General features: G+C 72.0%; 16 protein-coding genes. 9 read left to right on the plus strand and 7 right to left on the minus strand.

Translation table 11 applies throughout. The annotated features are described in order from the left end of the window. Positions 1 to 318 precede the first annotated feature (318 nt). The gene (locus ABT403_RS31010) at positions 319 to 576 is read right to left on the minus strand and encodes a hypothetical protein (RefSeq protein WP_344165465.1); all 258 of its coding nucleotides are present in this window, start codon (positions 574 to 576) and stop codon (positions 319 to 321) included. A gap of 314 nt (positions 577 to 890) precedes the next feature. After that, complete coding sequence (locus tag ABT403_RS31015) at positions 891 to 1,670, minus strand: GntR family transcriptional regulator (RefSeq protein WP_344165468.1); 780 nt, start codon at positions 1,668 to 1,670, stop codon at positions 891 to 893. 18 nt (positions 1,671 to 1,688) lie between these two features. Here ABT403_RS31015 and ABT403_RS31020 point away from each other — a divergent pair, with 18 nt between their 5' ends. Next, the gene (locus ABT403_RS31020) at positions 1,689 to 2,195 is read left to right on the plus strand and encodes an NUDIX hydrolase (protein ID WP_344165471.1); all 507 of its coding nucleotides are present in this window, start codon (positions 1,689 to 1,691) and stop codon (positions 2,193 to 2,195) included. 544 nt (positions 2,196 to 2,739) lie between these two features. Here ABT403_RS31020 and ABT403_RS31025 read toward each other — a convergent pair. The 3 genes from ABT403_RS31025 to ABT403_RS31035 are packed head-to-tail and all read right to left on the minus strand — an operon-like array spanning position 2,740 to position 6,865. Continuing rightward, entirely contained in the window at positions 2,740 to 3,957 is a 1,218-nt protein-coding gene (locus tag ABT403_RS31025; protein WP_344165474.1) for an MATE family efflux transporter, read from the minus strand. Continuing rightward, the gene (locus tag ABT403_RS31030; RefSeq protein ID WP_344165477.1) at positions 3,954 to 5,663 is read right to left on the minus strand and encodes a lipopolysaccharide biosynthesis protein; all 1,710 of its coding nucleotides are present in this window, start codon (positions 5,661 to 5,663) and stop codon (positions 3,954 to 3,956) included. Before ABT403_RS31030 ends, ABT403_RS31025 begins: the two co-directional genes overlap by 4 nt. After that, on the minus strand, positions 5,660 to 6,865 hold the full coding sequence (locus ABT403_RS31035) for a glycosyltransferase family 4 protein (RefSeq protein ID WP_344165895.1): 1,206 nt from the start codon (positions 6,863 to 6,865) through the stop codon (positions 5,660 to 5,662). Before ABT403_RS31035 ends, ABT403_RS31030 begins: the two co-directional genes overlap by 4 nt. 156 nt (positions 6,866 to 7,021) lie before the next feature. Between ABT403_RS31035 and ABT403_RS31040 the strand changes: the two genes are divergently transcribed. Beyond that, positions 7,022 to 7,543 carry an FAD synthase family protein gene (locus ABT403_RS31040; protein ID WP_344165480.1) on the plus strand — a complete coding sequence of 174 codons (522 nt, stop codon included), beginning with the start codon at positions 7,022 to 7,024 and terminating at the stop codon, positions 7,541 to 7,543. Here ABT403_RS31040 and ABT403_RS31045 read toward each other — a convergent pair. Both ABT403_RS31045 and glgX read right to left on the minus strand, forming a co-directional pair. Further along, positions 7,524 to 8,246 (minus strand): CDP-alcohol phosphatidyltransferase family protein, encoded by a 723-nt coding sequence (locus ABT403_RS31045; RefSeq protein ID WP_344165483.1) that lies wholly within the window; start codon positions 8,244 to 8,246, stop codon positions 7,524 to 7,526. The two genes, ABT403_RS31040 and ABT403_RS31045, sit on opposite strands and share 20 nt — an antisense overlap. 107 nt (positions 8,247 to 8,353) lie before the next feature. After that, positions 8,354 to 10,639 carry a glycogen debranching protein GlgX gene (gene glgX, locus ABT403_RS31050; protein ID WP_425580262.1) on the minus strand — a complete coding sequence of 762 codons (2,286 nt, stop codon included), beginning with the start codon at positions 10,637 to 10,639 and terminating at the stop codon, positions 8,354 to 8,356. Between the two features lie 198 nt (positions 10,640 to 10,837). Here glgX and ABT403_RS31055 point away from each other — a divergent pair, with 198 nt between their 5' ends. From ABT403_RS31055 to ABT403_RS31085, 7 genes are all read left to right on the plus strand, one after another. Continuing rightward, entirely contained in the window at positions 10,838 to 12,049 is a 1,212-nt protein-coding gene (locus tag ABT403_RS31055) for a L,D-transpeptidase (RefSeq protein ID WP_344165486.1), read from the plus strand. Positions 12,050 to 12,186: 137 nt separating this feature from the next. Next, complete coding sequence (locus tag ABT403_RS31060) at positions 12,187 to 14,466, plus strand: choice-of-anchor A family protein (RefSeq protein ID WP_344165490.1); 2,280 nt, start codon at positions 12,187 to 12,189, stop codon at positions 14,464 to 14,466. Between the two features lie 214 nt (positions 14,467 to 14,680). Next, the gene (locus ABT403_RS31065) at positions 14,681 to 15,868 is read left to right on the plus strand and encodes a L,D-transpeptidase (protein WP_344165900.1); all 1,188 of its coding nucleotides are present in this window, start codon (positions 14,681 to 14,683) and stop codon (positions 15,866 to 15,868) included. An 86-nt stretch (positions 15,869 to 15,954) separates the two neighbouring features. Then, complete coding sequence (locus ABT403_RS31070; RefSeq protein ID WP_344165493.1) at positions 15,955 to 16,722, plus strand: enoyl-CoA hydratase/isomerase family protein; 768 nt, start codon at positions 15,955 to 15,957, stop codon at positions 16,720 to 16,722. 240 nt (positions 16,723 to 16,962) lie between these two features. After that, a complete protein-coding gene (locus ABT403_RS31075) occupies positions 16,963 to 17,466 on the plus strand; it encodes an ATP-binding protein (RefSeq protein WP_344165496.1) in 504 nt (167 codons plus the stop codon). Between the two features lie 380 nt (positions 17,467 to 17,846). Beyond that, positions 17,847 to 18,623 (plus strand): polysaccharide deacetylase family protein, encoded by a 777-nt coding sequence (locus ABT403_RS31080; protein WP_344165499.1) that lies wholly within the window; start codon positions 17,847 to 17,849, stop codon positions 18,621 to 18,623. Continuing rightward, positions 18,620 to 19,807: a YncE family protein gene (locus ABT403_RS31085; RefSeq protein ID WP_344165502.1), complete on the plus strand. Its 1,188-nt coding sequence runs from the start codon at positions 18,620 to 18,622 to the stop codon at positions 19,805 to 19,807. The genes ABT403_RS31080 and ABT403_RS31085 overlap by 4 nt, the downstream gene beginning before the upstream one ends. The last annotated feature ends 2 nt before the right edge of the window (positions 19,808 to 19,809 follow it).

Here is a 19,809-nt window from a genome sequence, read left to right on the forward strand (position 1 = left end):
GCGTCGCTTCGCGATCGCCTGCGGCGACCCTTGACAGACCGTCCCGCCACGGAAAAACGAAGACTGCCGGGAAACCCCCAAAGGAACGGGACGGACGTTCCTTGGGCATACGGCCGTGTCAGGGATCAGCCGGGCAGGCCGGGGGCCGCCTCGCCGGGCATCCGGCCCCCATCAAGCATTAAGCAGCAATCGGTGCCAGCCCACGCATCAGATCGCTACGCGCTGCCCATATTTCGGCGTCTGTCGGCCGTCTGGGGCCGCTACCTGCGGCAAAGGGCGACGGAAGCGTCCTCCGGTGCCGGGAGGCGCGGCAGATCGCTACGCGCTGCCCAGGTTGCGGCGTCCGGCGGCCGTCTGGGGCTGGTCATAGGCGGGCACGACGTTTTCGGCGGCGGTGGTGAATTCTCGGCCGGATGCGGCGCGGATGTAGGCGAGTTCCATCCAGCGCTCGTAGGTGTGGCAGTCCGAGACGTTCTCGTTGATGACGGCCATCAGCTCCCCCTCGGCACCGGAGGCGATGTCCCGGACGCGGCGGCGCAGGAGGCGGTGGGGGACGTACTCGTACTGCTCACTCATCGGGCGCTCCCTCGAAGGTGTCGAGGAAGCGCTCCCAGCCGGCCTGTGCCCGGTCGAGCAAGTCCGAGCTGGGTTGGAACGCCAGGGGCGCCCTTGCCGTAGGCATGCTGTGGCCATCTGTGCCTGCGCAAGGTGGGGCCGCAGGCTTTGAGGTCGATGGTCGGACGGGAGGGTGACTCATGCGCCCACTCCTCTATAGAGGCTGAACTCCATCACTCATGTATAGGAGTGATGCGAAGAAGAGTGCCTCACTCCTGCACATGAGTCAACCCACCGTGAAGGAGACCTCACGGTGGGTTGTCCTCGGGAGGTTCTCAGTTGGTTGCGGGGATGCGGAACTCGAAGACGAACTGGTCGGCTGCCATGAGGGTGTCGCAGACCTCCACGACGCGGCCCGAGGTCGTGACGGCATTCCTGAGGAGGTGTACCACCGTGGCTCCGGGGCTCAGTGCGAGCTCGGATGCCTCGGCCTTCGCGGCCGGGCGTGCCTGCAGGGTTTCCACGAACTCGTGGAAGACGTGACCGTGTTCCTCAAGGCGGGCGTAGATGCCGCCGTCTCCGGGGTTCTCGGCGAAGAGTTCGGGGATGTCGCGCACCACGTCCCAGGGCAGGTACGACGTCGCGGTCTCCACGGGTGTGCCGTTGCGGAAGTACAGGCGGCGCCGCGCCAGTACCTTGGTGCCGACATCTACGCCCAGGCGTTGGGCGATTGTCTCCGGAGCGTCGACCGGCCCGATGTGGATGACGCTGACCTTCGCCGTGGCGCCGGACTGCTCCGACTCGGCGAGGTAGGCGGCTTTGCCACCCTGCCTGAATGAGCGGCGGAAGCGGTCCGATGACCGGTGGCGCACCGGCGGCCGGGCCTTCACGAACGAGCCCTTGCCGTGCCGTGTGTCGACGAGGCCGCTGGCGCGGATCTCCAGCATGGCCTTGCGAACGGTCCCGCCCGAGACTCCATAGCGCTCGACCATTTCGGCTTCGCTCGGCACCTGGTCCCCGGGCTGCAAGACGCCGGTGCGGACCTGCTGAACGATGTCCTCGGCGATCTGCACGTACCGGGGCACGGCCCTGCCCTCTCCTACAGCTGCTCCCATGGTCCTTCGCTTCCTCCTATGCTCATGTACATGAGTAACAGCGCCTCGCCGAGCAGGTCAACGCCACGTCACTCCGTGTCGGTGGCCGGGGCCGTGGTGCGTGATGACGGCCGCCTGCTGGCAATCCGCCGAGCTGACAACGGCACCTGGGAGCTGCCAGGCGGAGTGCTGGAGCTGGCGGAAACACCCGAGGACGGCGTGCGGCGGGAAGTGCTGGAGGAGACAGGCATCCACGTCGAGGTGGACCAGCTCACCGGCGTGTACAAGAACATCACAGCAGGGGTGGTTGCCCTGGTGTTCCGCTGCAAGCCCTCGGGCGGCACGGAACGCCTTTCCGGTGAAAGCACAGCGGTGCGGTGGCTCACGCGAGACGAGGTCGCAGCTCTCATGTCCGAGGTCTACGCCGTCCGTCTCCTGGATGCCCTCGACGGGAATGGCCCCCACGTCCGGAGCCACGACGGACGGCAACTCCTCGCAGACCAGCCCCAGACGACCGCCGGACGCCGAGATCTGGGCAGCGCGTAGCGATCTGTGGCGCCGCCCGGTCCTGGAGGACGATCCCGTCGTCCTTTCCTGCAGGTATCAGCCCCAGACGGGTCGCGGCCGCCGAGAAAAGAGGAGCGCGTAGCGATCTGATGCGTGGGCCGGCCCCGATTGCCCCCGCCAGCGGCCCGGATATGTGGTCTGCCGTGTCCCGACCTCCCCGACTGATCCCTGACACGGCCGCATGTCCATCTCCGGTCCGTCCCGTTCCTTTGGGGGGTTCCCGGCAGTCTTCGGCATTTCGCGGCGGGTTGGCCTGTCAAGGGTGGCCGAAGGCCATCGCGAAGCGACGCGACGAAGGAGCGCCCTTGACAGGGCGGCCCGACGCGGAAGGACGATGAGACTGACGGGAAACCCCCAGGCCATCTCTGAGACCGCCCACCGGGACCCCGCCCTCCCGGTACCGGTCGGCTGTCCGGCCACCGCCCGGCGGGACACCGCCCCCGCCCCACCCGCCCGCACCCGGGGAGGCGGGTGGGCAAACACCGCCCAACCCCTGCCCCCTCGAGGGGGAGATGGCGGGCCCTCACGCCGCCGTGGCCGGCTCCGGCTCCGGCTCCGCCCGTACCCCCCGCACCCGGGTCCACCCCGCCGCCGCCTTTGCCGCCGAGCCCGCCGCCAGGCCCCAGGCGGCGCCCGTCACGCCCCACGCCGCGTAGCCGGCGAGCAGCAGGGCCACCGACAGCAGGGAGAAGACCACCTGGAGCGAGAGGGTCGCCTTCGGGTTCAGCACCCGCAGGGTCAGCAGCGCACACGTTCCCAGCCCCATCACCGCGTACTGGGCCCCCGTCGCCGGGAGCAGCGCCGAGGCCGCCGTCCAGGTGTCACCGAGCAGGTGCCGGCCCAGCCCGTCCGGCAGGGCGTACAGCACCGCCGCCCAGCCGGCGCCGAGCAGCGCGAGGGCCGCGCCCATCAGGGCCGTCAGCCGGACCACGCCCCGTTTGCCGGAGGCCCGGCCGACGATCGGCGGGCCGAAGGCGTTCGCCGAGTTGAACAGCACGTTCAGCGGCCCGAACAGGGTCGTCGCCCCGCGCAGCGCGCCCACCGCCAGCGGGGTCGCGAAGGCGCCCAGCCCGAGCACCGCGAGCTGGCTGGAGCCGTTGCCCACCGCGAACTCGACCACGAACCGCTGCCCGAGGTGCCCCCGGCGCAGGTACGGCCGGACGTCCGCACGCGTCCCTCGCACGTACGGCCGCAGCAGCCACAGGCCCAGCCCCAGCGCGGGCAGCGCGGACAGCCCCCAGACCAGCACCAGACGCCCGGCCGAAGCGCCCTGCGGCTGTACGGCCAGCGCCGCGACCACGCACACCAGCCGCAGCGTGTCCGCGGCCAGCGCCCGCTCGGGTGCCCGCAGGGCGGAGAAGCAGTACCGCAGCCCGTCCTGGACGAGGACGAGCGGCAGGACGAGCCCCAGTGCGAGGAAGGCCCACCCGGAGGGCATCACGAGCGACACCACCCCGAGCACCAGCCCGGCCACCACCGCCGCCCCGGCGGTGAACAGCACCGACGACCGGCAGGTCACCCCCAGCCGTCCGCCCGCCTCCTTCTCCAGCACCACCGTCTGGCCGACGTAGGCCATGTTCAGCCCGAGGAGCACGCTGAACGTCACGTACACCATCGAGAAGTCGGCGAAGCCCGACGCCGAGGACAGCCGGGCCGCCAGGACCAGCACCAGGATGTTGGTGGTGCTGGAGGCGGCCTGGTCCAGGACCGAGGAGACCGCGGCGAGGCCCCGTCGGCTCACCGCCGGCCCGAGCGGACCGTGCGCAGGGCGACGGTGTCGCCGCCCTCGCCCGGCAGTCGTCCGCCGTCCTCGCCCGGCGCAGGCGCCGGCGGCTGGACGGGGCCCGGCGCCGAGCCCTGCCGCTTCGATTTCTGCCCCGGCAGCGGGGAGTGGAGTACCGCGCCCAGCACCGTCCCGCCGGCCCCGCTGATCAGCTCGCGGATCCGGGACAGGTCGCTGCGGTGGACGGCGCGCGGGTCGCAGACCACCAGGACCCCGTCGACGCGGTCGACGAGCGCGAGCGCGTCGGCGTACGAGAGCACCGGCGGCGCGAGCACGACCACGGTGGAGTTGGGGGAGTCGGCCTCGGAGATCAGCCGGGTGGCGCGCGCGGAGGTCAGCGCGCGGGCCACGTTGCGCACCCGGTCGCCCGGGATCAGGTCGAAGGCGCCCGACTCCCCGGCGTCCACCACCAGCTGCCGCCCGTCCGGCCACTCGGACTCCCCGGCCCCGCCGCCGAACTCGCTCCCGAGACCGCCCGGCAGCTGGCTCCAGCGCGGCCGGCCGGCCGCGTCCGTGGGCAGCTGGCTGGCCAGGACCGGCGTGCGCAGGTCGGCCTCGATGAGCAGGACGTCCTTGCCGGTCTCGGCGAAGGACGCGGCGAGGTTCACGGCCACCGCGGCGGCCGTCTCGCTGCTGCCGCGCGGGGCGACGACCAGGAGCCGGCGCCGGTCGGCGAAGCGGGAGTCGTAGGCCAGCCGGAAGGCCACCGAGCGGTACTCCTCGGCGAGCCGGGGGTCGGCCTCACCGGCCGCGAGCAGGGGGCCGCCGCCCGTCTTGTCCCGGGGCAGGTAGCCGAGTACGGGTGCGCGCAGGGAGCGGGCCACGTCCCCCTCGGAGCGCGGCGCCGGGTCGAAGACCAGCCGCACCCAGGCGGCGAGCAGGCCGAGGGCCAGACCGGTGGCCGCGCCGAGCGCGAGCGACATGGGGATGCCCGGCCCGTCGGGCGCGGCGGGCGGGGTCGCGGGGCTGGTGACCCGGCCCGGGGTCATGTCCAGGGCCTGGAGCTTGGTGATGTTGTTGTTGAGGGTGTTGACCTTGCTCTGGAGGTCGGTCTTGGAGCCCAGCGCCGCGTCGCGTGCCGCGCCCGCCGGCATGGCGTTGATCTGCTTGGCGAGGTCGTCGAGCTGCTTGGCGACGGGGTCGCGCTGGCCCTCGTACCCCTTGACCATCTTGTCGCGGGTGACGTCGAGGGCCTCCTGCCGCTTGGACAGGTAGGCCTCGGCCATCCCGTTCGCCCGCTTGGCGGCCTCCTTGGGGGAGGAGGCGGTGTAGGTGAAGCGGAGCACCATCGTCTGCGGCGGGTTGGTCACCTGGAGGCCGCGGCGCAGTGCGGCGACGTCCTTGTCGGCGACCCCGAGCTTCTTCGCGGCCTGCTCGGCTATGGAGCTGGAGAGGGCGACCTGCCGCTCCGAGCCGATGTTGATCGCCTTGTCGGGCGCCAGGCTCGGGTTGAACGGGTCGTCGGTGGGGGCGCGCAGCACCACGTCCGCGACGGACACGTAGGTGTCCGCCGTGGAGATGCCGAGGTAGACGCCGCCCAGCAGACCGACGGCCAGGCCGGCGCCGAGCAGCCGGCGGTAGCGCAGCAGCTGCTTGAACTGGTCCCTGAGGAGGTCCGGTTCGTCCTCCCCCGGGGCCGCTGCCGGGCGGTTCGTCTCGGTCACGACTGGGGACCCCCAAGTGCTTCGTCGATCAGTGCGTCGATGCGGGCCAGGCCCGCCTCACGGCTCAGGTGGGCCGCCACGTGGACGGGACCGGCCGCGCCCAGCGCGTCCGCGCCCTCGGGGTCCTCCGCCAGGGCCCGGACGGCCCCCAGCAGGGCCTCGGGGTCCTCCGGCGGTACGAGCACCCCGGCGCCCGAACGTTCCACCTCCTGGGCGGTCCCGCCCAGCGCCGCGACGGAGGCGACGACGGGCCGGCCGGCCTGGAAGTAGGAGGTGAGTTTGGACGGAACGCTCATGTCCATGACGGCCGCGTGCTGCGTCACCGCGAGCACGTCCGCCGCGGCGAGGATATCCGGGAACTCTCCGTCGGCGGCAGGGGGGATGATGTCCAGGTTGGGGACGTCGGCGGCGAGGGCGGCGAGGGCCGCGCGCTGGCTGCCGTCGCCCATCAGGACGAAGCGGACGCGGGGGTCGAGCCGGGCGGCGCCGACGAGGACTTCGAGCCCCTGCTTGAGGCCCATGTTCCCGGAGTGCAGGACCACGGTCTGGTCCGGCGCCCAGCCGAGGTGGTGGCGGGTCTCCCCGCGCGGCTTGGTGGGGCCGGGCACATGTGACCAGTTGGGGACGACGCGGATCCGCTTCGGGTCCACGCCCATGCCGACGACCCGGTCCACGAAGGTCTCGTGGATGACGCCGACCAGGGCGGCCCGCTTGAGGGCGTAGGCCTCCGCCCGTCCGGCCAGCGCGGCCGCCTTGTCCCCGCCGCTGATCCCGCTCTGCGCGGCCGCGGCCCCCATCAGGTCCTGGACCACGGGGACGAACGGGACCTTCCAGCGGGCGGCGAGCCGTGCGGCCAGGACCCCGCCGGCCAGGCTGGGCATCTGGGCCATCACGGCGTGCGGGCGGGGCATCCGGGGCGGGGCCACGGCGCCGTGCAGCAGAATCGATCCTTCGAATAGGGCCCGCTTCACGGCGGTCTGGTGCGCCGGCACGGTGTGCGCGCGCCGGTGCACGGTGACCCCCGCGCGCCGTTCCGTACGCCGCAACGCCCCCTTGTACTCGGGTTCCAGGGACCAGGCCGGGTAGTGCGGCATGCCCGCCAGGACGTGGGTGTCGTGGCCCGAAGCCGCCCAGTGCTCCGCGATCTGGGTGGCGTACGGACCGATGCCCGCGTGCTCCGGCGCGTAGTTGGTGGAAACCAGCAGCAGTCGCCGGTGGCCGGATGTGGACACTGGACGTCCCCTTCTCCCCTGGATGATGCGCACGTCACCCTATGCGTTCACCGACGGGCTGTGGAACGTGCGCGCTATTGTCTGCTAATCCGCCGCGCCGGGGGGCGCGGCCTTGGGGGGTAACTGATGACGGAGCACCAGATGTCCGACGCCGCACCGGTGGCGCGCCGGCCGTACCGGGTCGGCTACGCCCCCGGTGCCTACGACCTGTTCCACATAGGCCACCTCAACATCCTGCGCCACGCCCGCAGCCAGTGCGACTACCTGGTGGCCGGAGTGGTCTCGGACGAGATGGCCGAGCTGGCCAAGGGTCGCCGCCCGATGATCCCGCTGGTCGAGCGGCTGGAGATCGTCCGCAGCGTCAAGTACGTGGACGCCGCCTTCGTCGAGACGGTCCCGGACAAGGTGGAGACCTGGAAGCAGGTCCGCTTCGACGTCATCTTCAAGGGCGACGACTGGCGCGGGACCCCCAAGGGGGACAAGCTGGAGCGGGACTTCGCCGCCCACGGGGTCGACGTCGTCTACTTCCCCTACACCGTGCACACCTCCAGCACCCAGCTGCGCCGCGCCCTGGACGCGCTCGCCCAGCCGCAGACCGTGCCCCTGCACCAGCCGCTGGCCGAGCCCCTCACCGCCGAACGGCGCTGAGCTCCCGGAACCACTTCGCCAGGAACGCCAGCAGGAACAGTGCGGCGACCGCGCCCAGCCCCGCGTACGCCCAGCGGAACAGCGTCCCGCCGCCCAGCAGCAGGAACACCAGGCAGAACACCCCGTAGTCCACGGGCAGGAGCGCCACCGCGCGCAGGGTGGACGGCGCGGCGGCGGGGCTGCCCGGGGCGGCCCTGGGCTTGAGCTTCTCGGTGAGCAGCCCGCCGAAGAAGGTCACCACCGCGGCGAACTGGAAGCCCAGCGGCACCAGCAGCCAGCCGTCCGATCCCGTGCCGTAGGCGTCGGGGAAGCGGAAGAAGGCGATGAGCACGCAGGCGTGCAGCGCGGTCAGCTTGGCGGCGTCCACGACGTGGTCCAGCCATTCGCCCGCCGCACTGCCGCCGCCGCGCAGCCGGGCCAGCTGCCCGTCGGCGGAGTCGAAGGCGAAGCCGAGCGCGAGCGCGGCCCACACGGCGAGGCCCAGCCCCCACGAGGGGGCGGCCAGGGCGACCGCCGCCACGGCGGCGAAGCTGAACGCGGCGCTGACCAGCGTGACCTGGTTGGGCGTCAGGCCCAGCCCGTACGAGACGGCGGCCAGGTACCGGCCGGCGGGCCGGTTCACGAACCGGGAGTAGAGCGACACGCCCTTCGCCGACTTCTGCGCCCCGCGCAGCTCCCGCAGCGCCGTCCCCACCCTCGCCATGCGTACTCCCGTTCGTGTGCCCATGTGTTCGTATGTTCACGGAAAGGGCACATCATCGCAGGGCGAACGGAGCCCTTCCCCGGGCCCGCCCCCTCAGCCCGCCCCCCTCAGCCCGCCACCCGCAGCAGCAGCACCGACCGGGCCGGCACCGTCACCGGCGTCCCGCCCCGGTACCGGGTCCCCGGCGCGGCCTCCTGCTCCTCCCGCGAGGTGTCCAGGACCAGCTCGTACTCCCCGGCCCACGGCGGACCCGGAAGCACCCACTCCACCGGCCGGTCCCCGGCGTGCAGCAGCGCCAGGAAGCTCTCGTCCGTCACCTGCCGGCCCCGCTCGTCGCGCCCCGGGATGTCCCGCCCCGACAGGTACATCCCCACCGCGGCCGCCGGCGCGTACCAGTCCCGCTCGGTCATCTCCGCCCCCGCCGGGGTGAACCAGGCCAGGTCCCGCAGCCCGTCCGCGCCCTGGGGCCGCCCCGAGAAGAAGGCCCGGCGGCGCAGCACCGGATGGGCCCGGCGCAGCGCGACCAGCCGCCGGGCCAGTGCGAACAGCCCGCTCCACGCCGGGTCGGACAGCAGCGACCAGTCCACCCAGCCCGTCTCGTTGTCCTGGCAGTACGCGTTGTTGTTGCCGCCCTGGGTCCGCCCGAACTCGTCCCCCGCCACCAGCATCGGCACGCCCGTCGACAGCAGGAGCGTGGTCAGCAGGTTGCGCAGCTGCCGCCGGCGCAGCGCGGCGATCCGCGGATCGTCCGTCTCGCCCTCGGCCCCGCCGTTCCAGGACCGGTTGTCGTTGGTGCCGTCCCGGTTGGCCTCCCCGTTCTCCTCGTTGTGCTTGCGTTCGTACGACACCAGGTCGCGCAGGGTGAAGCCGTCGTGCGCCGTCACGAAGTTCACCGAGGCGTACGGCCGCCGCCCGCCCCACGCGTACAGGTCGCTCGACCCCGACAGCCGGTAGCCCAGGTCCCGGACGTCCGGCAGCGCGCCCCGCCAGAAGTCCCGCACGGCGTCCCGGTAGCGGTCGTTCCACTCCGTCCACAGCGGCGGGAACGCCCCCACCTGGTAGCCGCCCGAGCCCACGTCCCACGGCTCGGCGATCAGCTTGACCCGCCGCAGCACCGGGTCCTGGGCGATCACCGCCAGGAACGGGGAGAGCATGTCCACGTCGTGCATCGACCGGGCCAGCGCCGCCGCCAGATCGAAGCGGAACCCGTCCACCCCCATCTCCGTGACCCAGTAGCGCAGCGAGTCGGTGATCAGGCGCAGCACGTGCGGCCGCCCGGCGTGCAGGGTGTTCCCGCAGCCCGTGTAGTCGGCGTAGCGGCGCGGGTCGGACTGGAGCCGGTAGTAGCCCCGGTTGTCGATCCCGCGCAGCGACAGGGTCGGGCCGAGCTCCCCGGCCTCCGCCGTGTGGTTGTAGACCACGTCGAGGATGACCTCGATCCCGGCGGCGTGCAGGGCCTTCACCATCCGCTTGAACTCGCCGACCTGCTGCCCGGCGGTCCCGCTCGCGGAGTACCCGGCGTGCGGGGCGAAGTAGCCGACCGAGTTGTAGCCCCAGTAGTTGCGCAGCCCCCGCCGCAGCAGGTGGTCCTCGTGCGCGAACTGGTGCACCGGCAGCAGCTCCACCGCCGTCACCCCCAGCCCGGTCAGGTGCTCCACCGCCGCCGGATGCGCCAGCCCCGCGTAGGTGCCGCGCAGCTCCGGGGGAACACCCGGATGGCGCATGGTGAACCCGCGCACGTGCAGCTCGTAGATCACCGAATCGGACCAGGGCGTCTTCGGCCGGACGTCGTCCGCCCAGTCGTCGTCATCGTGGACGACGACCCCCTTCGGTACGAACGGCGCCGAGTCCCGGTCGTCGCGCACGGTGTCCGCGATGTACTGCTGGGGCCAGTCCCGCACGTGCCCGTACACCTCCGGGGGCAGCGAGAAGTCCCCGTCCACGGCGCGCGCGTACGGGTCCAGCAGCAGCTTCGCCGGGTTGTACCGGGCCCCCGTCCAGGGGTCCCAGCGGCCGTGCACCCGGAACCCGTACCGCTGCCCGGGGCGTACGCCGGGCACGAAGCCGTGCCAGATCTCGTGCGTCAGCTCGGTCAGGGCGGCGCGGGTCTCCGTGCCCAGGGCGTCGAACAGGCACAGCTCCACCGCCTCCGCGCCCTGCGCCCACAGGGCGAAGTTGGTGCCCTCGACCCCGCCGGGGCCCGTGTGGAAGCGGGCCCCCAGCGGATGCGCGGAACCGGGCCACACCGGCGGCCCCGGGTGCGCGGCCGCCCGTAACACCCGGGCCTGGACCCGCTCCCGTACGGAGTCCATGTCGGGGCCGCCCCGTGGGGCGGCCCCGGTGGTATCGCTGGCGGCGGTATCCACCGCCTCTTGCTCGGCTGCGCTCGACACTGCCCGCCTCCACGGCTCCTGGGTACCGGCGGGGGAGCGCGGCCCGGCGTCCCGGCCGGGTCCCGCCCCCGTCTGGTCCTTCACACTGTTCTGCCCGGACTGCCGTACCCGGAACGTGTCCGGCCCTCACGTTTCCCCCGGAGGGCCCCCGTCGTTGGACGGGGCGTGACACTTCTGACGAGGCGGGCAGGGGCGGGCTTGGCCGCCGTGGCGGTGTGGGCGGGCCTGCTGGGCGGGCTCACCGGCTGCACCGGGGACGGCAAATCCCCGGTCGAGGTGCAGCTGCCCGGCAAACCCCGCTCGCCCGACGAGGCCATCCGCATCACCCCCGACGACAACGCCAAGGGGGTCCCGGCCGACGGGCCGCTGCGGGTCAACGTCCCCGAGGGCCGGCTGGAGCGGGTCACCGTCACCAAGGTCGAGGACGCCCAGCAGGAGCAGGTTCCCGGGTCGATCGCCGCCGACGGGCTGAGCTGGAGCCCCGACCCGGAGGCCGGGCGGCTCGCACTCGCGGCGAAGTACACCGTCGACGCGGTCGCCGTCGACGGGCACGACCGCCGCCAGGCCCGCCACACCACCTTCACCACCTACGTCCCCGAGGAGCGGTTCATCGGCTACTTCAAGCCCGAGAACCGCTCCACCGTCGGCACCGGCATGATCGTCTCCTTCAACTTCAGCCGGGCCGTCAAGAACCGCGCCGACGTCGAGCGGGCCATCACCGTCACCTCCGAGCCGGCCGTGCCCGTCGTCGGCCACTGGTTCGGCTCCGAGCGCCTGGACTTCCGGCCCAGGGAGTACTGGAAGGCCGGCACCCAGGTCACCGTGCGGATGAAGCTCCGCGACGTCCAGGGCGCGCCGGGGGCGTACGGCATCCAGGACAAGACCGTACGGTTCACCGTCGGCCGCTCCCAGGTCTCCACCGTCGACGCGGCCGCGCACACGATGGAGGTGCGGCGCGGCGGCGAGCTGCTGTCCACCATCCCCATCAGTGCGGGGGCGCCGAAGAACACCACCTACAACGGCAAGATGGTGGTGATGGAGATGTTCGACGTCACCCGGATGAACGGCGCCACCGTCGGCTTCACCAGCGAGGACGGCAAGGGCGAGTACGACATCCCCGACGTTCCGCACGCCATCCGCCTCACCGCCTCCGGCACCTTCCTGCACGGGAACTACTGGGCCAGCCCCGACACCTTCGGCACCACCAACACCAGCCACGGCTGCGTGGGCCTGCGCGACGACAAGGGCGGCGGCTCGGACACCCCGGCGGGCTGGTTCTTCGACCGCACGCTGATCGGGGACGTGGTGGAGGTTGTGAACTCCCAGGACAAGACCGTCGCCCCCAACAACGGACTGGGCGGCTGGAACATGTCCTGGGCCGACTGGGTCGCGGGCTCCGCCATCAGCTGACCCGCGCTGCAATCGAGTGATCGTCACACCGGAATGACGTAGCCGGGGAGTGTCGTCCGTCCGCCACGCCGGGGCCCGCCCGCAGCCTGGCAGGGCCATCAGCGCAGGCGATGGCCCGATTTCCTGGACGGAGCGTCATGTCAGCAAGGAACTGGACCCTCGGGCTGGCCGTGGGAGCCGTACTCGCGGCCACCGCCGGGGCCCCCTCGGCCCTCGCGGCCGGCCCCGGCAGCGTCCCGCCGGCACCCCGCGCCCTGCGGGCACCGCTGCCCGGCGGCCTCGGTCCGTGCATCCCCGGCGGCACCGGCCCGGGCCAGGGCTGCCCGCCCGTCTGGCCCGACCCCAACAACCTGCCCTTCACCGGCCGGGACAACGGCATCAACCTCTTCGTCGGCGGTGACATGCGGGTCCGCCGCGGAGCCGCCGAGGCCGAGGGCAAGGTCGTCGTCCTCGGGGACTTCGACATGAACAAGTCCGCCGGCGGCAACGTCTACAACGTGGGCATCGCCGGCGTCGGCTCCCGGGTCCCCCCGGCCGACGGGTCGGACTTCCTGACCACCGGCGACGACATCACCGTCGCCACCGGCCAGCGCCTCCTCGCCGACGGCGGGGTCGTCCGCTACGGGGGCACCCTCACCGGCACGGTCACCGGCACCCTCACCCACGACGCGAACGCCGCCGCCCCCTACACGGCCCTGCGCGGCCAGCTGACCGCGGCGAGCACCTGCTACGCCTACCCGCAGGGCGCCCCGCGCGCCGCCACCGGCCGCGCCGTGTGGAGCGCGCAGGAGACCGTCTTCACCGGCGACGGCGTCTCCATGCTCCAGGTCTTCAACGTGGACTTCGACCTCGCGGGCACCGGCACCGGCCAGCAGTCCATCCGCTTCGCGGGCATCCCGGCCGGCGCCACCGTCCTGGTCAACGTCACCGGCGAGGCCCGGACGCTGCGCGTCAACAACGTCATGCTGCCGCCCGGGCTGCGCGAGCGGCTGCTGTGGAACTTCCCCGACGCCTCGGCCGTCGGCCTGGCCGGCTCGGCCCAGCTCGGCGGCAGCGTCCTGATCGGCCAGGACGCCTCCCTCGCGACCGTCTCCGTCATCGGTCTCAACGGCCGCTTCTTCACCGCCGGCAGCGTCACCCACACCAGCCCCACCGAGACCACCGGCCTCGGCGCCGAGTTCCACGCCTACCCCTTCGACGGCGACCTGCCCGACTGCGCCCCCAACCCGCCGGTCACCGGGCGCGTCTCCGTGCTGAAGACGGACGGGGAGGGCCGGCCGCTGGACGGAGCCCGCTTCGAGCTGTGGCGCGAGACGAACGGCGTCCCGGGCCTCCAGACCGACGGGGCGAACCCCGACACCCGGGTCAGCGACTGCACCACCCCCGCCGACGGCACCTGCACCCGCGAGGAGGAGCTCGGCACCTACTACTGGCGCGAGACGGCCGCGCCTTCCGGGTACGACCTGCCGGTCAACCCGGTCTTCCAGCTGGTCCTGACGCGGGAGAACGCCGAACAGGGCGCACGGGTCGTCGCGGAGAACCGCCGCACCACGCCCCCCGAGCCCAGCGCCCGCGTGGTGCTGCGCAAGGTCGACCTGGAGAGCGGCGACCCCGTGCCCGGCGGCCGCTTCGAGCTGTGGCGCGAGACCAACGGCGTCCCGGACCTCCAGACGGGCGGCCAGGACCCCGACACCCGCCTCGGCGGCGTCTGCGTCACCGACACCCAGGGCACCTGCACGGTGGAACTGCCCGTCGGCGAGCGCTACTACTGGCGTGAGGTGGGCGTCCCCGACGGCTACGAGCGCCCCGCCGACCCCGTCACCGCCTTCGACCTGGACGAGGGCGACGTCGCCCAGGGCGCCGTCGTCACCATCCGCAACCAGCGCAAGGACGTCGAGCACCCCGGCTCCATCAAGGTCGTGAAGAAGGACGCCAAGACCCGCAAGCCCCTGGCCGGAGGGGTGTTCCAGCTGTGGAAGGAGACCAACAACACGGAGGGCCTGCAGACCGGGGGCCAGTACCCCGACGAGCGGATCGGTGAGCCCTGCACCACCGGCGGCAACGGGGCCTGCGCGTTCGACGGGCTGGTCCCGGGCTCGTACTACCTCCTGGAGACCGCGGCCCCCGAGGGCTACGCCCTGCCCGCCGACCACGTCACGGGGCCGCTGCTGGTCCGGGGCGGCGCCGATGAGGAGATCGTCGTCCCGGTCCTCAACAAGCGGGACAAGCACGGCAAGCCGGACCACCACAAGCCCGGCCACGACAAGCCGGGTCATGAGAAGCCGGGTCACGAGGAGCACGGCGAGCACGACGGTCCCCACGGGCCGGGCCACGACAAGCCGGGCCACGGCGAGCACGACGGCCCCGGCCTCCCGGGCCTCGGCGGCGACTGGACCGCCACCCGCGCCCGGAACTGACGCACCGGCCGGACGGGCGCCGACCTGCCCGTCCGGCCCTGCGGCCGGGCCGTCAGTTGGGACGGAACGGTGACATGAACGTTTCTATTCGTAATCTCCCCATGTGATTTCCTGTCGGCAAGCGCGCGACTGTCCGTGCGCGGGGGACATGGGGAGAACACGAGTGAACGTGCAGCCGATACGCGGCCGCGTCCGCACGGGCCTGCCGGCCCTGATGCTGGGTGCGGCCCTTCTGCTCACCACGGCGTGCGGTGGCGGCGGCAACGCCGGGGGCGGCGGCGGTGGCGACAACGGCAAGCCGGCGGCCGGGGGCAACGCGGCCAAGGCCAACACGGAGGCCTCGAAGGCCGTCGTCAGCGTCAAGCCGGACGACGGCGCCAAGGAGGTCGCGACCAGCGGCGTCCTGAAGGTCACCAGCACCGGCGGAAAGCTGACCACGGTCACGGTCGCCGACACCAAGGGCAACGCGGTCGAGGGCAAGCTGACCCCCGACGGCGCCGCCTGGGAGCCCGCCCGCAACCTCGCCGCCGCCACCGAGTACAAGGTGCACGCGGTCGCCAAGGACGAGGCCGGCCGGGAGTCCGCGAAGGACACCACCTTCACCACCCTCACCCCGCAGAACACCTTCGTCGGCCACTACACCCCCGAGGACGGCTCGACCGTCGGCGTGGGCATGCCGGTGTCGATCAACTTCACCCGCGGCATCACCAACACCGAGGCCGTCGAGAAGGCCATCCAGGTCACCGCCGAGCCCTCCGTGCCGATCGAGGGTCACTGGTTCGGCAACGACCGCCTCGACTTCCGCCCCGAGAAGTACTGGGCCGCCGGCACCAAGGTCACCGTGAAGCTCGCCCTCGACGGCGTCGAGGGCCGCCCCGGGGTCTACGGCAAGCAGACCCGCACGGTCACCTTCACCGTCGGCCGCTCCCAGGTCTCCACGGTCGACGCGACGGCGAAGACGATGGAGGTCGTCCGTGACGGCCAGGTCATCAAGAACCTCCCGATCACGGCCGGCGCCCCCGCGACGACGACCTACAACGGGCAGATGGTCATCAGCGAGAAGTACAAGGTGACCCGGATGAACGGCGCCACCGTCGGCTTCGGCGGCGAGTACGACATCTCGGACGTCCCGCACGCCATGCGCCTGTCGAACTCCGGCACCTTCGTCCACGGCAACTACTGGGCCTCCTCCAGCACCTTCGGCTCGGAGAACGTCAGCCACGGCTGCGTCGGCCTGGAGGACGAGCGCGGCGCCGGGGACCCCAACACCCCCGCCGCCTGGTTCTTCAACGAGTCCCTCATCGGCGACGTGGTGGTCGTGAAGAACTCCAAGGACAAGCAGATCGCCCCGGACAACGGCCTCAACGGCTGGAACATGGACTGGGCGGAGTGGAAGAAGTGAGCCGGTCGGCTCCCTGACCCGGTGGCCCGGTGCTGTGACCCACAGCACCGGGCCACTTCGCGTTAACCGCCGCTAACCTTCCCCGTATGACCATCTCTCTCGAAGTCTCCGAAGGCGTCGGCACCATCCGCCTGGACCGCCCGCCCATGAACGCCCTGGACATCGCCACCCAGGACCGGCTGCGCGAGCTCGCCGTGGAGGCGACCGACCGCGCCGACGTGCGCGCCGTCATCATCTACGGCGGGGAGAAGGTGTTCGCGGCCGGCGCGGACATCAAGGAGATGCAGACCATGGACCACGCGGGCATGGTCGCCCGGTCCCGTGCCCTGCAGGACGCCTTCACGGCCGTCGCCCGCATCCCCAAGCCCGTCGTCGCCGCCGTCACCGGCTACGCGCTCGGCGGCGGCTGCGAGCTCGCGCTGTGCGCCGACTACCGGATCGCCGCCGACAACGCCAAGCTGGGCCAGCCCGAGATCCTGCTCGGCCTGATCCCCGGCGCCGGCGGCACCCAGCGGCTGTCGCGGCTGATCGGTCCCTCCAGGGCCAAGGACCTCATCTTCACGGGCCGGATGGTCAAGGCCGACGAGGCCCTCACCCTCGGCCTCGTGGACCGGGTCGTGCCCGCCGCCGAGGTGTACGAGCAGGCGCACGCCTGGGCCGCCAAGCTCGCCCAGGGCCCGGCGATCGCCCTGCGCGCGGCGAAGGAGTGCGTGGACGCCGGTCTGGAGGCCGACATCGACACCGGCCTGACCATCGAGCGCAACTGGTTCGCGGGCCTGTTCGCCACCGAGGACCGCAAGCGCGGTATGCGCAGCTTCGTCGAAGAGGGGCCGGGCAAGGCCAAGTTCGTATGAGCGTGGTCGGTGAACCCTTGCGGGTGGATTAGCCAGGCCTTAAGGCAGCCTTAAGGCGAAACGGTTGGTCGACTCACGGTGATCACCGTGCAGCAGATCGTCACCGCAGGTCAACGTGGCCCGGTGGGCGGTCGGTTGCCCGTCGCATATGCCGGTACGCCCTCTCGGAATTCTTGATTCCGGGGGGCGTATTCGCGCGGAACGGCCCGGGCGGGCGCGGCGGCCGTCCATGATGGGTGCATGGCGGGCCTGGAGGGTGTGGAACAGCCGCGGCAGCGCGGCAGCGCTATGGCCGTACGGCTCACGGCGGCGGTCGAGGAGGAACAGGGCCTCAAGGCGCTGGAGTTGTACGGCAACCCGGCGGAGGTGGAGGTGACCCTCCCGTCCATGCCGGAGTCCGCGAGCACGGCCCGCCGTCTCACCCAGAGCGTGGTGATCCGCTACTGGGGCCTGTCGCCGCAGATCGCCGAGCACGCCGTCCTGCTGGTCTCCGAGCTCGTCGGCAACGCCGTGCGCCACACCGGGGCCCGCTCCTTCGGTTTACGGATGCTGCGCCGCCGCGGCTGGATCCGCGTGGAGGTGCGCGACCCCTCGCGCGGGCTGCCGTGCCTGATGCCGGTCCACGAGCTGGACACCACCGGCCGGGGGCTGTTCCTCGTCGACAAGCTGTCCGACCGCTGGGGTGCCGATCTGCTGCCGCGCGGCAAGATCACCTGGTTCGAGATGCGGGTCGCGGACCGCTGACCCCCCGGAAACGCCGGAAACCCCCTGTCGCCTGAGTGGGGCGCTGCGGGGGTTTCGTGGGCGCCGAGGACCGATGGGGTGTGTGGTCCTCGGCGGGTGGGCTTCGCTCGGGTCAATGGGAAGCCGTGGTTCCGACTATGGCAGACGAGGGCCCAAACGCCAAAAGTCCCTACTCGGACATAAGTGTGCATATCCTAAGAGTTTTCATCTAAATCTTAGGTGAGGTGGGCCACTCGCCTCGTAATCCATGAATGACTATCCACCGCTCTGCGTAATTCGTTGATCAGATAGCGGACGGCCGGGCCTCGATCCGCCACTACCGAAGGTCCCAAATTGGGTCAATCAATACCTTCGGGGACGTTAACCACTTAAATGGGCAGGTGCTCTGTTATCCAGACCGCCGTACCGCCCTGCGCGCCACGGCGGCGGTCGCCGCCGGCGCCCTCACCGCGGCCTGCGGCACGGGCGGCGGCCCGTCGGCGCCCCGGCCCGTCCAGGCCGCCCCCGCCAAGCCCGCCCCGGCGGCCGCCCCCGCCCCCCGCCGCTTCCCCGGGCAGCCCGTGGAGATCGCGCACGGCCCGCGCGAACGCGCCGCGGTCGCGCTCACCTTCCACGGCAACGGGGACCCCGCCACCGGCCGCGCCGTCCTCGCCGAGGCCGAGAAGGCGGGCGCGCGGATCACCGTCCTGGCCATCGGAACCTGGCTCGACGACCACCCCGACATGGCCCGCCGGATCCTCGACGGCGGCCACGAGCTCGGCAACCACACCCAGCGCCACCTCGCGATCAACTCCCTGCCCGAAGCGGAGGCCTACGCCGAGATCACCGGCTGCGCCCACCGCCTCAAGCGCCTCACCGGCTCCATCGGCACCTGGTTCCGCCCCTCGCAGACCCAGTACGCCAGCCCGCTCGTCCGGAAGCTCGCCCAGCGGGCCGGCTACCCGCACGTCCTCTCGTACGACGTGGACTCCCTCGACTTCACCTCGCCCGGCGCCGCGGCCGTCCTCCGCAACGTCACCGGGACGATCCACGGCGGATCGGTGGTGAGCCTGCACTTCGGCTACGCGGACACGGTCGACGCGATGCCCTCCCTCCTCGAAGAACTCGCGCGCCGCAAGCTGCGCGCGGTGACCACCACGGAGCTGCTGACCCCATGACGACCACCCGCCTTCCCCGGAAGGCCACCGTGCTGCTGGCCGGTCTGGTCCTCGCCGCCCTGGCCGGCTGCGGATCGGCCGATAAGGCGCCCGCCGAGGCGCTCGGCTCCAAGGGGCCGGCCGACCCCGTCAAAGCCGTGCCGGCCGTGCCGCCCGGGCTGGCCGGGATGCCCCCGGTGCTCGACCCGACCGACGTGTACGCGGCGGACCGGCCGAACAAGCTCTCCCCGGTGGTCAAGGACTTCCCGTCGCGGGTCTACGTCCCGAACACCAACTCCAACACGGTGTCCGTCATCGACCCGGCCACCTACAAGGTCATCGACACCATCCCCGTCGGCGTCCAGCCCCAGCACGTGGTGCCCTCGTGGGACATGAAGACCCTGTGGGTCAACAACAACCGCGGCCACACCCTCACCCCCATCAACCCGGCCACCGGCGAGGCGGGCGAGCCCGTCGAGGTCCACGACCCCTACAACCTCTACTTCACCCCCAACGGCAAGTACGCCGTCGTGATGGCCTCCATGGACCGCGAGCTGGTCTTCCGCGACCCGCACACCATGAACCGGGTCAAGACCGTCCCCGTGACCTGCTTCGGCGTCAACCACGCCGACTTCTCCCTCGACGGCCGCTACTTCATCGTCAGCTGCGAGTTCTCCGGGGAGCTGCTCAAGGTCGACACGGAGAAGATGGAGGTCATCGGCCAGCAGAAGCTGCCCTTCGAGGGCGCGATGCCGCAGGACGTGAAGGTCTCGCCGGACGGGAAGACCTTCTACGTCGCCGACATGATGGCCCACGGCATGTGGGTGCTCAGCGGCGACAAGTTCGACACCCCCAAACTGCTGCCCACCGGCAAGGGCTGCCACGGCCTCTACGTCAGCCGCGACTCCCGCGAGATGTACGTCTCCAACCGGGGCGAGGGCAGCATCTCGGTCTTCGACTTCAAGAAGAACCAGCTCACCAAGAAGTGGGAGCTGCCCGAGGGCGGCAGCCCCGACATGGGCGGGGTCTCCGCCGACGGCAAGGTGCTGTGGCTGTCCGGCCGCTACAACTCCGAGGTCTACGCCATCGACACCACCAGCGGCAAGGAGCTGGCGAAGATCCCCGTGGGCAGCGGCCCCCACGGCCTGGCCGTGTACCCGCAGCCCGGCCGCTACTCCCTCGGCCACACCGGCATCTTCCGGTAGGC

Origin of the sequence: Streptomyces sp. NPDC000075 (genome assembly GCF_040301925.1) — a bacterium.
Lineage (GTDB): Bacteria > Actinomycetota > Actinomycetes > Streptomycetales > Streptomycetaceae > Streptomyces > Streptomyces polychromogenes.